Genomic DNA, 13,799 nt, shown 5'->3' on the forward strand with positions numbered 1-13,799 from the left:
GCGGATGAACCCGGCCATGGCCGGAAGTGGTTGATGGAGGCGGATGAACTCACGCGCGGATGCTGGCGCGGGCCTCGTCACACTCCTCGCAGTTCGCGTCAGGCGCGTGCAGAAAGACCAGCGGATCGCCGGCCAGCCGTTCCGTCGCCACGCGGACGATGTCGCGCGACCGGATGAGCCGGCCCACGCCGTTCGCCACGGGCCCCTCGGTCTGCATGCCGGCCTCGCGCAGCCACCCGTCCGCGAGGTCGAAGCCTTGGCAGCAGTGGTCGTTTTCGCCATACGGGATCTGGACCGGCCCTCCGTCGCGCCAGACGGTGATGTGCTTGGGAAGGCGATACGGCACGTCCGCGATCAGTTCCGCCAGGTGCAGCGTCGTGTCCGCGTCGTGGTTCACGCCCAGCAGCAGCACCTGCCCGTCCAGATCGTGGACGCGCCCCACGGGACTGTCGGGGACGTGCGGCGGCAGCGGAAGGGGCGTGTCCGTCACCCGCCGCGCGTGCGGGCCGATGGCGGCAAAGGCGAACGGATGGTCGCTGCGGACGATGCCGGGCAGCTGGCGGAACGTCTCCGCGACGACGCCCAGGTCGTCGGATGCCGGCGTCGCGGCGGGATCGAACGGCTCCTCGTCGCTCCCCGTCCACGACGGCATCACCAGCGTTCCGCGCGGCCCGATCGCCATCCGCAATGCGTCGATCAACCCGCCCGGCCCGCCGTGGATGGGCCGCAGCGCGCGGAACGCCGTGTGGACGAGGAGGACGCCGCCTTCCTTCACGCCGAGCGCGCGGAGCTGATCCGCGACCTCCTCGCGACTCCATTCCCGCCGTGGATGATGCTCGTCCGTCATCTCTTCCGCTCCGGAGGTTGTGCGCCAGCCGATCGTTTTCAGCCGCGGGGCGGGCGGTCCACGGCGGGGCGGGCGAGGGCGGGAGTTTCGCCGATCAGCGAGTACAGATCGCCCCACAGCCGCGCGACGGGCCGCAGCGCCTGCGTATCCGCGAACAGAGTGCCGGGGATGAGGGGCACCTCATCCGCCAGCCGCACGCACGTCACTTCGCCGATCACCAGCGTGTTGGGCGATCCGTCCAGCTCCACGATCTGCGACACGCGGCATTCGAGGACCGCCGGGCAGTCCGCCACGTACGGCGCCGAGATGGTCTGCGCCTCGGCCGATTCCAGCTCCGCGCGATCGAACTCGTCCACCTCCGGACCCCACTCACCCGCGCTCTCGTTCATCGCCGCAAGCTGCGGTTCCGTCGCGACGTTGATGCAGAACACGCCCGTTTCGCGGATGTTGCGCAGCGTGTCCTTGTCCACCCCGCCGCGGCTGCCGATGGAAACGGAGACCAGAAACGGAGTCGCGCTGACCGCGCCGAAGTAGCTGAACGGGGCCAGGTTGCGTGCTCCCGCCTGAGACCGTGTCGAGATCCACGCGACGGGGCGGGGCACCACCAGCGAGGTCAGAAGCTGGTACCGTTCGCGCGGGGAAAGCGCGGCCGTTTCCCAGATCATTCCGCCGCGTCCGCCGAGCGCTCGATCCACGCGCGCAGGTCGCGCGCCTCGTCGGGGCTGATGCCGTGGCCCATGGCGTAGTCGTGCTCCGTCAGGTCCGCGCCGGCGGCCCGCAGCGCGGCGCGCCCGGCCTGCCCCATGGGGAAGGGGATGGCATCGTCCATCGTCCCGTGCCCCCAGAAGAAGCGCGTGCCCCGCACGGTTTCCGCCGTCGCCGCGACCGTGGGATGATCGGCCAGAAAGCCGCTCAGGTTTACGGCGAGCGGCACCGTCCCCGGGTTCCGCAGTGCGTAGGCGATGGACATCGTGCCGCCCTGGCTGAATCCGCCCAGCACGAGCGGACCGGGGATGACGGGAAGCGTCTGCTTCAGTCCATCCAGAAACTCGCCGAGAAGCTGCTGGGACGCCTCGAAGCTGTCGGGATCGGGACGGGTGCCGCCCATGAAGCGGTACCACGCCCACCCCGGCCCGTAGCCCCACGCCGAGCCCGCGTGCGGCGCCTCGGGGGTCACGACGATGGAGCCGGGCGCCAGGTGCGGCGCCAGCGAAAGCAGGTCGAAGCGGTCCGCGCCGCGCCCGTGCAGCAGAACCAGGAGCGGCGCGCCGTCGCTCGCGCCCGGCGGAACGGCGATCTCGTAGCGAAGAACGCTCACCGCGGGGCCGAGCGCGCGGAGGGATGGCCGCTGCTGGCAAAGATGCCCGGGCGGATGGACATGATGCCGGCCGCGATCAGCGCCAGGGTGAGGACGACGCCGGCGAGGGCGATTCCGTGCGCCTTGTGGTCGTCCGTCTGGCGCTTGGCGTAGCCCGCCATGCCGGTGAACACGCCGACGGCGATGAACATCATGAACATGTGCCCGATCAGGGCGCCGTACCAGATTCCGGTTATCACCAGGATGATGCCCAGCACGAACTGCAGGTGCAGCAGCCCCATGAACGCCGACGCGGCCCCGCGCGACAGCCCCTTGTACGGCCGCCGCTGCATGAAGCCCAGCAGCAGCACGACGAGGGCGACCACGCCGGCCAGCAGCACCAGGTAGCGAAGCCCGGAGTGGGCGTGAAAGAGCATGTTCTGCATGGGGTCGTGAACGCGGGTGCGGGTGGGTGCGGGCCGGGCGGCCGCGCGCGGGAGACAATGTAGGGAAGGGGCCGGGGGGTAGGGAATGGGGAGCGAGGATAGGGAATAGGGAATAGGGAATGGGGAATAGAAAGCGGGGGAGTGTTTCGTCCGGGGGCCCGGCGCGCCGCAGACGGTCATGCCGGGCGGGCAGCGGAGGTGGCTGCTGCTCGATCCCGCGGGTGCGCCGGGTTGAACCTTCTGCCGAGACGCCGCCGGGACGCGCCCGACACTTTCAGCCCCAGTCCGCGAAGGCGGACTTCGTGCTTGTCCAGCGGCGAATTCATTCGCTCTGGACAGGCGGACGCACCGAGGCTGATGAAAACAAAATCAAGCCGCCCCCACAGTCCGCGCAGGCGGACTTCGCGCCCTTGTTGCCGCGACTTCAGTCGCCCCAGCCGCCCCTCCTCAGCCGCCTCCGGTCGATCAAAAAAGCCCCGGCCGGCGCGGGGCGCCGGTCGGGGCTCGTACGGTCATTCAGCGAAAGCCGGAAGCGTTCAGCTGCCGGTCTTGGCCTGGCGGATGAACATCTTCTGCACCAGCGCGTTGAACTCGCGCTGCAGCGCGTCGGCGGCCTGCTCGCCGGTGCGTCCCAGCTCCGACAGCGCCGGCTCGCCCAGCGCGGTGCCCGCGGCGGCGAAGGTGGCGAACGTGTCCTGCGCCTGGCGCAGCATTACGATGTCTTCCACGATGCGCAGGAAGTCGTCGTTGCGCAGCGCGTCGGCGGCGTCCTTGGCCTTGCCCAAGACGTAGCCCAGCGCGCCCTTGAAGCCCTCGCCCGACGGCTCGCCCAGCGTGGCGCGGTACTCCTCGATGTGCGTCTGGTGCTGGCGCACGGCGGGCAGATGCTTGGCGCACAGCGCGCGGAACTCCGGATCCTGCGCCTGCTTCTCGTGATCCTCAAGGCTCTCGAGCAGCGTGCGGTGCTGCATCACACAGTTGCTGACCTGCGCGCGCAGGAAGTCGCGTCCTTCGTGCATCGTGTCATCTCCCTAAAGGCTGTCCCCATCCGCGCGACCATCGCGCGGGAGCGCCGCCCCGGTGCACAAGGTATGCCCAAACTTCCCAAACACTCACAAATCCGCCCGCCGGCTTTTCACTCATTCGTCCCTATTCCCCATTCCCCATTCCCCATTCCCCATTCCCCATTCCCCATTCCCCATTCCCTGCCGTCCCTATCCCTCCGTGCTCAGTTCCCTGTTCACCGCCTTCGTCCCCGCCGGCGACGCCTCCTTCTGATCCCGCGCCACCTCTGCGATCTCGTCGAGCGTTTCCGGACGAATCCATCCCTGCTCGGCCGCGTGCCTGGCGCAGGCCAGCGTGTCATCCGCCAGAATCAGCGTGCTCCCCGCGCGCTGCACCTCATCCCCCAGCCGCTTGATGGCCGCCGCGCGCTCCGGCCGCGGCGTGACGTTGCGGATGTACACGGCGCGGATGCGGTCAGGGTAATCGTGCACCACGCGATGGTAGATCTCCGGGTCCTCCTGCCCGCTGTCGCCGATGAGCAGAAAGGGCATTCCGGGAAACAGGTCCAGAATGCGGCGGATGGCGGCAAGCTTGTGGCCCGCGTGCCCCGTCGGCATCGCTTCCTGCGCGCTCAGCCCCCAGTCGCGCAGCAGCAGCGGCCCGATGGGGATCTGCTGGATGGTGAGGAATTCCGTGAGCACGTCGTGCAGGTTCCACGGGCTGCTGCTGACGTAGAACACGGGATTGAAGGGCGCCGCCCCCGCGCCGTGCTGCAGCGCACGATAGAAAGCCGCCACGCCGGGAAAGGGGATGCGCCCGTAGGCGTTCGACAGAAAGACGTTTCGCGCCATCCGCAGCATGGACGTGGCATCCGTCTTCACCACCGTGTCGTCGATGTCGCTGATGACGCCGAACGCGCTGGTCGGTGGCGGGATCAGGATGTCCGCGGGGGCGACGTACGGCGCGGCGGGCGCGGGGTGCTCCAGGTGAAGCTCCACGCGGTGCCAGAGCGCGTTGGTGGAGAACGGCGGATCCGGATGGATCCACGCTTCAAAGAAGCCCTCCTCGTCCGTCGCCACCGTCACCTCGCCGCCGGGATGGACCACGCGGACGCGGGCGCCGGCCACCTCGTCGCTCTCGAAGCGCTGGATCATCCCCGCCAGGTTCAGCAGCGCGCTCTGGTCCTGCCGCGAGGCGGGCGCGGGCGCGCCGCGCAGCACGCGGCCCTTGAGGTAGGCGCGGTCCGCCATTCCGTATCCGCGGTACGGCTCAATGCGGGGCGCGCCGTCACCCACCCAGTCGCCGCGCTGCCGCTGGTCGTCCACCTTCTGCTCCACGCGATGGACGAACTTCGCGAGACTCTTCTTCCAATCCGCCATGCGCCGTACAAGCCCTGGTGTGGGTGGTTCGCCGCCTCCGCTCTGGCCCGGCGGCGGGGGCGGGACCATATTGGCGGATCGGCTCTCCGCCGTCCACTCCCCGTCCTTCCCCGTTCCCGACTCCGGATGTCATCGCACCCGCCCGCCGCGGCCTCCGAACGCCGCGGCATGCTGAACACGCTGGGCCTGCACCGTCCCGAACTGCGCGCGTGGGCCATGTACGACTGGGCCAACTCCGCGTTCATCTGCACCATCACCAACGCCGTATTCCCCATCTACTTCGTCAGCGTCGCCGCCAAGGGCATGTCCGGCCCGCAGGCCACCGCGCGCTACGGCTGGGCGACCACCATCGGCCTGGCGATCGTGGCCGTGCTGGCGCCCATCCTGGGCACCATCGCCGACTACGCGCCGGTCAAGAAGCGGCTGATGGGCACCTTCATGGGCGTGGGCGTGGCGGCCACGGCGCTGATGTACTTCATCATGCAGGGCGACCTGCTGCTGGCGTCCCTGCTGTTCATCCTGGCCAACATCGGCGCCAACGGCAGCTTCGTGTTCTACGAATCGCTGCTGCCGCACATCGCCCGGCGCGACGAGATGGACCGGGTGAGCACGGCCGCGTACGCCATGGGCTACATCGGCGGCGGGCTGCTGCTCGTCGTAAATCTGCTGTGGATTCAAAAGCCGGAATGGTTCGGATTTCCGCACGGCCCGGGGCTCACGAGCGCGCAGGCCACGTTTCCGGCGCGGCTCTCGTTTCTGTCCGTGGCGGTGTGGTGGCTGCTCTTTTCCATCCCCGTGTTCCGCCGCGTGGCCGAGCCGCCGGTGACGGTTTCTACGGAGGAGGAAAAGGCCACGCCCGCGCTCAAGCTGGCGTTTTCGCGGCTGGGGGAGACGTTCCGGGCGCTGCGCGGATACAAACAGGCGTTTCTGATGCTGATTGCGTTCCTGATCTACAATGACGGGATCGGGACGATCGTGCGCATGGCGACGGTGTTCGGCACGGAGCTCAAGATTCCCACCGGCACCATGATTCTGGCGATCGTGATCGTGCAGTTCGTGGGTGTGCCGTGCGCGTTTCTGTTCGGCGCGTTGGCGGGAAAGATCGGGGCCAAGCGCAGCGTGTTCCTGGCGCTGGGCGTGTACGTGGGGATCACCATCCTGGGCTACTTCATGAAGTCCGGGCGCGACTTCCTGATTCTGGCGGCGCTGGTGGGGCTGGTGCAGGGCGGGGCGCAGGCGCTGAGCCGGTCGCTGTTCGCCAGCATGATTCCGCGCCACCGGTCGGGCGAGTTCTTTGGATTCTTTGGCGTGTTCGAGAAGTTCGCGGGGATCTTCGGGCCGGCGATCTTTTCCATCGTGGTGGCCACGACGGGCACCAGCCGCAACGCGATCCTGGCGATCATCGTGTTCTTCATCGTCGGCGGGATTCTGCTGTCGATGGTGGATGTGGAGGAGGGACAGCGCCTCGCCCGCGCCGAGGAGGACGCGGTGGGGGCGCCGGTTCCGGTGTGATCGCGTGATGGTCGGATGCGGCAGGTAGCGGCAGCCCGCCCCGCCGGGCGTCGCCACGGCGGTTTGCACCTCGCGAAAGGCCCCACAAGGCACTTACGCATCTCAGGATATTGAGCAGTGAGCCGACTCTCCTGAGCGAATAAATCCGCCGCTCAAAAAGCGGGAAGCCCCGACTCGTGGCCGCTGACGCGTCCACGATCGGGGCTTCAACTGCATCTGGGACACACGGCTCGCGCCGATGGTGGGTGCGCCGGTACCACCTGTGGCCTATTCGAGGCGATCTACCAGGCAAATCCTTGCGTTCTGGACGGCGATCGATCAGCGTGCCTCCGGGCGATGGATCAACCTCGGGCACGGAGGGCAGAGATGCGGTTTTCGCGGGTGGAGATGTAGATCCATCTCATCTGGGCCACGTGGGACCGCGCACCGCTGATCACGCCGGATCTCGAGGAGCGCCTCTACGACGTGATGCAGCACCACGCATCGCGGATGGGCGCGCGGGTGATCGCGATAGGCGGCGTTGAGGATCACGTGCACATGCTGGTGCGCATCCCCGCGACGCTCGCCGTCGCCGATCTGGTCGGCCGGATCAAGGGCGGATCATCCCATTTCGCCGCGCAGGTGCTCGGGCGCGACTTCAAATGGCAGGGCGGATACGCGGCCTACTCCATCTCGCCATCCGCCGTCCCGCACGTCCGCGACTACGTGCTGGCCCAGAAACAACGCCACGCCGATCGCGCCTCGTCTCCTGACGCAGTTGAAGCCCCGAACCGGACGCGCCAGCGGCCGGTGTCGGGGCTTCCCGCTGTTTGAGCGGCGGATTCATTCGCTCAACGGAATTAGCGCCAACGCCATTGCTGGGCTAACGCACAGAACATTTCGCCCGTGTCGTTAGATCCGCACCCGCTCCCACAACGCCGCCAGCTGCACCGCCAGATCGTGCTGCCGCTGGCGCAGTTCGTCGATGGCCTCGGCGCGGCGGGCGCGGAGCAGAAAGCGGCGCGCCTCCCCGCTCGCGTGGTTCCACGACTCCGCGCTCCACAGCGTCGCCCACGCCAGCAGCGGCAGCACCACCAGCGCCGCCACTCCCGCCGTCCATCCGCACATCCACCCCGCCGCGCCCGCCAGCATCGCGATCCAGATCAGGTGCAGCACCCCGCCGACCAGCGTCTTGTACGTCGCGCGGATGTCGTCAGAGGGACGAGCGCGCTTTTCCACGAACCCCGTAAGCCGGTACGGGACAAAAAAGATCACCATTCCCGCCAGCGCCGCCGGAGACAGCAGTCGCAGCACGTTGGCCTGCCGCGCCACCCACCGCGCCGCCTCACGCGCGTCCGGTGCGCTCTTCAACTCCGCGGGCGTCATCCGCACCACGCCCAGCATGCCCGCGTGCGCCTGCACCGCGGCGGCGATGTCCTCCCACGCGGCATGCTCTTCCCGCCGCAGACGGGCCAGCGCCTCGGTGGTCGCGCTCAGCCGCTGCACCCGCGCGGCGGACGAGGGATCGGCGCCCAGTTCGGCGGCGTACACGGCCTCCGCCGTCTCCACCATCGGCTGATCCTCCCACCGCTCCAGGTTCAGCGTCACCCGCCGCAGCTCCGCGTCAATGCGGGCCGTAAGCTCGCGCGCGGCGCCGTGATCGCCCTCGCCGCGCGCCGCCAGATCATCCCACCGCACCGGCTGCCCGACGACTGCCAGCGCCTCGGAGCGAAACTGCTCCTTGCTGCGGAACGTCAATCCCACGGGGATGATGGGGAAGGGCGCACCCAGCAGCGCCGCCCCGCCCAGCGCGATGCGCGCGGCACCCGTCTTGAGCGGCGCCATCGAGGGCTCGCTGTGGCTGATTCCCTCGGGAAAGATGCCCACCGCGGACCCGTCCGCGAGTGCCTGGTGGACGGCGCGAAAGGTATCCTCGTTGCGCCCGACCTCGGACGGGTTATCTGCGCGGCGGTAGACGGGAATGGAGCCGGAGCCGCGCACCAGCCATCCCACCTGCCCGTCGCTGAACAGCGGCGCCTTGGCCAGAAAGCGCACCGGCCGCCCCGCCACCGCGCCCACCATGGCCGGGTCCACCAGCGAGTTGGGATGGTTGGCCACCAGCAGCACGGGGCCGTGCGCGGGCACCGCATCTCCATCCACCTCAAGGCGATAGAAGGCGCGGACCACGAACCGGGAAACGTGCGAAAGAACGGGAAGCAGCCACACGGGCGGGCGGGGAAGGGCGCGGGAGCGATCCAGGGAACCCGCGCGGGGTATGAGGATGGGGCGCGCGGGCGGGAATTCTGCAACCTGCCCGCGGCGAACGGCCGCGGGAACGGCGTTCAACATGTGGCCGGCGCGTCCGGCGCGACAGAGGCACAACGGCGGATCTGGTGATGGCGGCACAACCCAAGTCCTTTCAGCCACGGCCCTTCCGGCCGGCGTGGTGGCTTCCCGGGGCGCACGCACAGACCGTGATGGGCCGCTTTGTACGCCCGCCGCACGGGGTGGAATACCGCCGCGAGCGGGTGGAAACGCCCGACGGCGACTTTCTGGACCTGGATTTCGCCACCGTCGCGGGCGCGCCGCCGCTGGCGGATGACGCGCCGCTCGCCCTGATCGTCCATGGACTGGAGGGAAGCGCCCGGTCCGCGTACGTGCTGGAAACCAGCCGCGCCCTGCGCGAGTACGGCATCCGCGCCGTGGCCATGAACTTCCGCGGCTGCAGCGGCGAGCCCAACCGCGCCCTGCGCTTCTACCACGCGGGCGAGACGGGCGACCTGGAGTTTCTGCTGGACCTGCTGGCGTCCCGTTATCCAGATGCGCCGCTGCTGGCGGTGGGCTTTTCTCTGGGCGCAAACGTACTGATCAAGCACCTGGGCGAGCGCGGCGAGCGAACGCGGATTCGCGCGGCGGTGGCGGTTTCGGTGCCGTACGATCTCGGCCGCGGGAGCGACAAGCTGGACAGGACGTTCATGGGGCGCGTGTACGTGCGCCACTTCGTCAAGCAGCTTCGCGCCAAGTTCGACGCCAAGGCGGATCGAATCGGCGACCGGCTGGATGCAGAGCGGATACGCACCGCGCGCACCTTTCGCGAATTCGACGACGCCGCCACGTCGCGGCTGCACGGCTTCGACGGCGCGGAAGACTACTATTCGCGCTCCAGCTCCGGCCCGTACCTGCTCCACATCCGCGTGCCGGTGCTGCTGGTGCAGGCCGCGGACGACCCGTTCGTGGACGAAAGCTCCATTCCGCACGCGGACATTGCGGCGAATCCCTTTCTGGCCACGGCGTTTACGGAGCACGGTGGCCACGTAGGCTTCATTACCGGATCGCCCCGCCGCCCATGGTTCTGGGCGGAGCGAGAGGCGGCGCGCTTTCTGGGCGCGCAGACCGGACACACATCGGCATGAATACTGGCAACGAGCCAGCCAACACGGACACAGAACGAACAATGGCGATTACGGACGTAACGGAAGCGGCGGCCTGGGATCCGCGCGCGAGCTTCGGGCGCACGGTGCAGGAACGCATGGCGCACCGACTGATGCTGAATGTGCCCTCGCGCGGCAATCCCAAGGTGGAAAAGCTGATCGAGCGCATCAACGCGGATGACGAGATGTATGCGCTGTGGCTGGCCGCAAACGTGAATGCGGTGGAGCGGCTGCAGATGACCGACCACGGTCCGGTGCACGTAAAGATCGTGATGAACATCGCGGTCAAGCTGCTGCGCGTACTGACGGAAAGCGGCGTGGAGCCCAACGTGGTCACCAACTACGGGATGGGAACCGACGACGCCGAGGTGATCGTGCTGCTCGCGTCGCTGCTGCACGACGTGGGGATGAGCGTGCACCGCAAGGATCACGAGGAGTTTTCGCTCTTTGTGGCGCAGCCCAAGATCCGCGAACTGCTGGAGGGGATCTACGACCGCGCGACCGCCACGGTGATCCGCTCGGAGATCCTGCACGCCATCATCGGGCACCGCTCGGGGGGCGCGCCGCTGACGCTGGAGGCGGGAATCGTGCGGGTGGCGGATGCGCTGGACATGGCCAAGGGCCGCTCGCGCATCAGCATGGGGATCGAGGGGACGATGAGCATCCACTCCATTTCCGCCGCGGCGATCGAGGCGGTGCACATCGAGCACGGGGTGGAGAAGCCGCTGCGCATCCGGGTGGAAATGTCCAACTCGGCCGGCATCTTTCAGCTGGACCAGCTGTTCCGCGAAAAGCTCAAGGGCAGCGGGCTGGAGAAGCACGTGGAGGTGGAGGCGCTGATCGAGGGCGAGGCGGAGAAGCGCCTGATCCAGACGGCGTACCGGCTGTAATCCGGGCTCCACGGCCGGCCCCCACCCGGGCCGGCACCACCGGCCCACCCTCCCCCGAAAAAGACCGGGGGAGGGTTGGGGCGGGGCGAGAGATCGCCGCGCGCGGCGGAGTTGGACGCGGCCGCGAGTATCTGGAGCGAATGAATCCGCCGCTCCAACAGCGGGAACCCCCGACACCGGCCGCTGGCGCGTCCGGTTCGGGGCTTCACCGCATCGGGGACGAGCAGATCCGGGGTGAATTCTCCCCTCTCCGTGCGGCAGTTTGCACGGGGAGGGGCCGGGGGCATAGGCGCGAACTTAAGCCATATCGAGCCCTCTTAGCCCCGTATTTTTACATTCACGGTGGCGCAAAGCTGGCGAAATCTGGTCGAATTAGCCGTCGCGAATAAACTTTGCAAAATAAAGTTGACGCCTATGGGGGCCGGGGGAGGGGCCCGCGAGGCCGGGGGACGCTCACCGAACCCTCCGCCCCGCACGATCCTGGGGTGTGCTCCCTCTCCCACATCCGTTCGTGGGAGAGGGTCGTCGTGCGCAGCACGCGGGGTGAGGGCCCCCAGCCGGTGGACGTACCCAACCATCCTCCACACCGGGCGTCTCCCGCTCCGACCTGCGGTTCCAGTGCAGTCCAACCGCCATCCTCTCACATCCATTCCCGTCATCCACGTGCGCATTCTCATCACCGGCGGGGCCGGGCTGCTCGGGGCGGAGCTGATCCGCGGCGCGCCCGCGTCCGCATCCCTGTTCGCGACACGGCGGAACGCGCCGGTACACGCCGTCCCCAACGCCCAGGTCGATCTTGCGGATGATGGCGCGGTCGCCGGGCTGTTCGCCGCGGTCCGGCCGGAGCTGGTCATCCACACCGCCTATTCCGCCAGGGACGGCGAGCGCGACATCGTGCGGGCGACCGGCAACGTGGTGGACGGATGCCTGTCCTCCGGCGCGCGGCTCATCCACATGAGCACCGACGCGCTGCTGGACGGAGAATCCGCCCCGTACGCCGAATCCGCCCGGCCCGATCCCGTGCACGAGTACGGCCGGCACAAGGCGGCGGCCGAGGACGACGTGCGTACGCGCCTTCCCGCATCCGCCATCATCCGCACGTCCCTGATCGTCCGCGCGGAGCCGCCGGACGCGGGGAGCGCGTGGGTGATCGACACGCTGCGCGGCGGCGATCCCATCCGCCTGTTCACGGACGAGCTGCGCTGCCCCATCGCGGTGCAGGACCTGGCCGCGCAGATCTGGGAGATCGCGGCGCTCCCCGCGGCCGACAGCGCGGGCGTGTGGCACCTGGCCGGGCCGGAGGCGGTGAGCCGGTACGCGCTGGGGCTGCTGATCGCGCAGCGGCACGGGCTGGACGCGGGCGCCATCATCCCCGTGCCGAGCGCGTCGTCGCCCGCGCCGCGGCCGCGCGACCTGCGCCTGCTCACCACCCGCGCGGACCGCGCCCTGCGCACCCGCGCACGGCCGGTCAGTTCCGTGCTCGCGCGGGCGGCGGACGGTTGATTGCACGGCGCGCGGCGGGATAGATTACGGGGTGCGCCGCGCCCGACGCGGCCCGCCTGAACCCTTGAACACGCGTCCCGTGCAGATTCTGGAAGACGTCCGCTTCTTTGCCTGGCTCGCGCAGCGCGGCATTACCACCGCGCCGGGGTGGTCGCTGGGGGAACGCCTGGTGTTCGAAGGCGAGTCCATCGAGCGTGCGTGGCGGCCGGTGGGCATCGTCTCGGACCTGCCCGCCTTCATCAACTCCGTACTGAACGCGGCGCAGCAGGGCGGCCCGTGGTGGCTCATGCGGCGCGGCGGCGGGCCGTGGACAGACGACTTCGGCGAGGAGGGCGGCATGCGCAACGCCTCGCTGGACCGGCTGATCGTCGGCCTGGGTTACGGCGGAGCGAGCGGCGCGCTGCGGCTGGGGGTCAAGGAAATCGAGGACGTGTGGCTGATCGTCCACAACTTCTTTGTGTTCGCGTGGAGCCTGGCGGAGGATCTGGTCGTCATCCCGGACGACTGCTCGTGCATCCTCACCTTTTCCAACGAGGGGTTCGTCATCGGCCGCTTTCCCTCGGTGGACCGGGCGGACGCGTTCCAGGCGGGGCTCGCCCTCGCGCAGCCCATGCCCTCGCATCAGGCGCCTACCGCGCCCAACGCCGGCTCCTGACCGCGAAACCGCCGCCGCGCACGAGCGCGGCGGCGGTTTTTTCATCACGCCGGGGGGTGTTCCGCCGGTCTGGTCAGACGCCCGCGCACTAACGCTCACCGCATCATGCTGCCCATCACCCTCGCCGTTCTGCTCGCTTCCACCGCCGCCACGGCCGGTACCGCCGCCGTCATCATGCGGTCGCGGCTGCGCTTGCCCCGCCCGGAACGCATGCGCTCGCTTTCCGCGGAGCTGGGGATGACGTACGAGGCGCGCCCCGCGCTGTCCAGCATGCCCGAACTGCAGCGCTTTGAGCTGTTTACGCAGGGGGAGGATCGCGAAATCCGCAACCTGGCGCGCACGGAGCGCGACGGCCGGCGGCTGGCACTGTTCGACTACGCGTTCACGCGGGGCGGCAGCGGATCGTCCGCGCGGTGGCGGCACACGGTGGTGCACGTGCACGATCCCGCGCTGCGGCTTCCCGCCTTTCTGCTGCGGCCGGAGAACGTGATGCACCGCGTGGGCGAACGCTTCTTTCCCGACATCGACCTTCCCGACGCGCCGGAGTTCTCGCAGGCGTTTCTGCTGCAGGGGATGGAGGAGGGCGCCATCCGGCGGGCGTTCGGAGCGGGGGTGCAGGCGGTGCTCGCGGGGGAGCCTAAGGCGTGGGCGGAAGGGCAGGGCGCGGACCTCTTTCTCTGGCGCGGGGCCTGGGCCGCGGACCCGGACGCCTGCACGGGGCTGCTGGATGCCGCCACGCGTCTGGCCGATGCGTTCCGCAGGGAGTCCGCCGACGGCGGGCCGGTGCCGGAGGGCGGCGCACCGCCCGCGCCGAGGTAGAAACGCGGGCTTCCCCTCATCCGCATCTGAAACCCG

14 protein-coding genes are annotated in these 13,799 nt (G+C 69.2%); 7 read left to right on the plus strand and 7 right to left on the minus strand.

What is annotated here, in order from left to right:
* Nucleotides 1–49: 49 nt before the first annotated feature.
* The 6 genes from aac(3)-IV to HNQ61_RS05475 all read right to left on the minus strand — a co-directional run bounded on the left by aac(3)-IV (nucleotide 50) and on the right by HNQ61_RS05475 (nucleotide 4,974).
* Nucleotides 50–847 carry an AAC(3)-IV family aminoglycoside N-acetyltransferase gene (aac(3)-IV, locus tag HNQ61_RS05450; RefSeq protein ID WP_170037521.1) on the minus strand — a complete coding sequence of 266 codons (798 nt, stop codon included), beginning with the start codon at nucleotides 845–847 and terminating at the stop codon, nucleotides 50–52.
* A gap of 38 nt (nucleotides 848–885) precedes the next feature.
* Complete coding sequence (locus HNQ61_RS05455) at nucleotides 886–1,512, minus strand: flavin reductase family protein (RefSeq protein ID WP_170037518.1); 627 nt, start codon at nucleotides 1,510–1,512, stop codon at nucleotides 886–888.
* Nucleotides 1,509–2,165, minus strand: coding sequence for an alpha/beta hydrolase-fold protein (locus tag HNQ61_RS05460; protein WP_170037516.1), 657 nt, complete (start codon nucleotides 2,163–2,165; stop codon nucleotides 1,509–1,511). The genes HNQ61_RS05455 and HNQ61_RS05460 overlap by 4 nt, the downstream gene beginning before the upstream one ends.
* The gene (locus tag HNQ61_RS05465; RefSeq protein ID WP_170037513.1) at nucleotides 2,162–2,590 is read right to left on the minus strand and encodes a hypothetical protein; all 429 of its coding nucleotides are present in this window, start codon (nucleotides 2,588–2,590) and stop codon (nucleotides 2,162–2,164) included. The genes HNQ61_RS05460 and HNQ61_RS05465 overlap by 4 nt, the downstream gene beginning before the upstream one ends.
* Nucleotides 2,591–3,126: 536 nt before the next feature.
* Complete coding sequence (locus tag HNQ61_RS05470) at nucleotides 3,127–3,609, minus strand: DUF4142 domain-containing protein (RefSeq protein ID WP_170037510.1); 483 nt, start codon at nucleotides 3,607–3,609, stop codon at nucleotides 3,127–3,129.
* A 195-nt stretch (nucleotides 3,610–3,804) separates the two neighbouring features.
* On the minus strand, nucleotides 3,805–4,974 hold the full coding sequence (locus tag HNQ61_RS05475) for an App1 family protein (protein ID WP_170037507.1): 1,170 nt from the start codon (nucleotides 4,972–4,974) through the stop codon (nucleotides 3,805–3,807).
* A 126-nt stretch (nucleotides 4,975–5,100) separates the two neighbouring features.
* On the opposite strand from HNQ61_RS05475, the gene HNQ61_RS05480 reads away from it, so the two are divergent.
* Nucleotides 5,101–6,486, plus strand: a complete 1,386-nt coding sequence (locus HNQ61_RS05480; protein ID WP_170037504.1) for an MFS transporter — start codon at nucleotides 5,101–5,103, stop codon at nucleotides 6,484–6,486.
* Nucleotides 6,487–6,888: 402 nt separating this feature from the next.
* The gene (locus tag HNQ61_RS05485) at nucleotides 6,889–7,299 is read left to right on the plus strand and encodes a transposase (protein ID WP_338088083.1); all 411 of its coding nucleotides are present in this window, start codon (nucleotides 6,889–6,891) and stop codon (nucleotides 7,297–7,299) included.
* A 78-nt stretch (nucleotides 7,300–7,377) separates the two neighbouring features.
* On the opposite strand, the gene HNQ61_RS05490 is transcribed toward HNQ61_RS05485, so the two are convergent.
* On the minus strand, nucleotides 7,378–8,691 hold the full coding sequence (locus HNQ61_RS05490; protein WP_170037501.1) for a 1-acyl-sn-glycerol-3-phosphate acyltransferase: 1,314 nt from the start codon (nucleotides 8,689–8,691) through the stop codon (nucleotides 7,378–7,380).
* A 170-nt stretch (nucleotides 8,692–8,861) separates the two neighbouring features.
* Here HNQ61_RS05490 and HNQ61_RS05495 point away from each other — a divergent pair, with 170 nt between their 5' ends.
* From HNQ61_RS05495 to HNQ61_RS05515, 5 genes are all read left to right on the plus strand, one after another.
* The gene (locus HNQ61_RS05495) at nucleotides 8,862–9,878 is read left to right on the plus strand and encodes a hydrolase (protein ID WP_170037498.1); all 1,017 of its coding nucleotides are present in this window, start codon (nucleotides 8,862–8,864) and stop codon (nucleotides 9,876–9,878) included.
* Nucleotides 9,879–9,919: 41 nt separating this feature from the next.
* Nucleotides 9,920–10,786, plus strand: a complete 867-nt coding sequence (locus HNQ61_RS05500) for an HD domain-containing protein (protein ID WP_221239656.1) — start codon at nucleotides 9,920–9,922, stop codon at nucleotides 10,784–10,786.
* A gap of 663 nt (nucleotides 10,787–11,449) precedes the next feature.
* Nucleotides 11,450–12,289 (plus strand): sugar nucleotide-binding protein, encoded by an 840-nt coding sequence (locus tag HNQ61_RS05505; protein WP_184430709.1) that lies wholly within the window; start codon nucleotides 11,450–11,452, stop codon nucleotides 12,287–12,289.
* 64 nt (nucleotides 12,290–12,353) lie between these two features.
* Complete coding sequence (locus HNQ61_RS05510) at nucleotides 12,354–12,944, plus strand: hypothetical protein (RefSeq protein ID WP_170037492.1); 591 nt, start codon at nucleotides 12,354–12,356, stop codon at nucleotides 12,942–12,944.
* A 105-nt stretch (nucleotides 12,945–13,049) separates the two neighbouring features.
* Nucleotides 13,050–13,763, plus strand: a complete 714-nt coding sequence (locus HNQ61_RS05515; protein WP_170037490.1) for a hypothetical protein — start codon at nucleotides 13,050–13,052, stop codon at nucleotides 13,761–13,763.
* Nucleotides 13,764–13,799: the final 36 nt, after the last annotated feature.

The sequence above is a fragment of the Longimicrobium terrae genome, assembly GCF_014202995.1.
Taxonomy (GTDB): Bacteria; Gemmatimonadota; Gemmatimonadetes; order Longimicrobiales; family Longimicrobiaceae; genus Longimicrobium; species Longimicrobium terrae.

Coding starts and splice junctions, on each gene's coding strand:
- HNQ61_RS05455 (WP_170037518.1), bottom strand. CDS start 1,512: ATGATCTGGGAAACGGCCGCGCTTTCCCCGCGCGAACGGTACCAGCTT.
- HNQ61_RS05465 (WP_170037513.1), bottom strand. CDS start 2,590: ATGCAGAACATGCTCTTTCACGCCCACTCCGGGCTTCGCTACCTGGTG.
- HNQ61_RS05470 (WP_170037510.1), bottom strand. CDS start 3,609: ATGCACGAAGGACGCGACTTCCTGCGCGCGCAGGTCAGCAACTGTGTG.
- HNQ61_RS05475 (WP_170037507.1), bottom strand. CDS start 4,974: ATGGCGGATTGGAAGAAGAGTCTCGCGAAGTTCGTCCATCGCGTGGAG.
- HNQ61_RS05480 (WP_170037504.1), top strand. CDS start 5,101: ATGTCATCGCACCCGCCCGCCGCGGCCTCCGAACGCCGCGGCATGCTG.
- HNQ61_RS05495 (WP_170037498.1), top strand. CDS start 8,862: ATGGCGGCACAACCCAAGTCCTTTCAGCCACGGCCCTTCCGGCCGGCG.
- HNQ61_RS05500 (WP_221239656.1), top strand. CDS start 9,920: ATGGCGATTACGGACGTAACGGAAGCGGCGGCCTGGGATCCGCGCGCG.
- HNQ61_RS05515 (WP_170037490.1), top strand. CDS start 13,050: ATGCTGCCCATCACCCTCGCCGTTCTGCTCGCTTCCACCGCCGCCACG.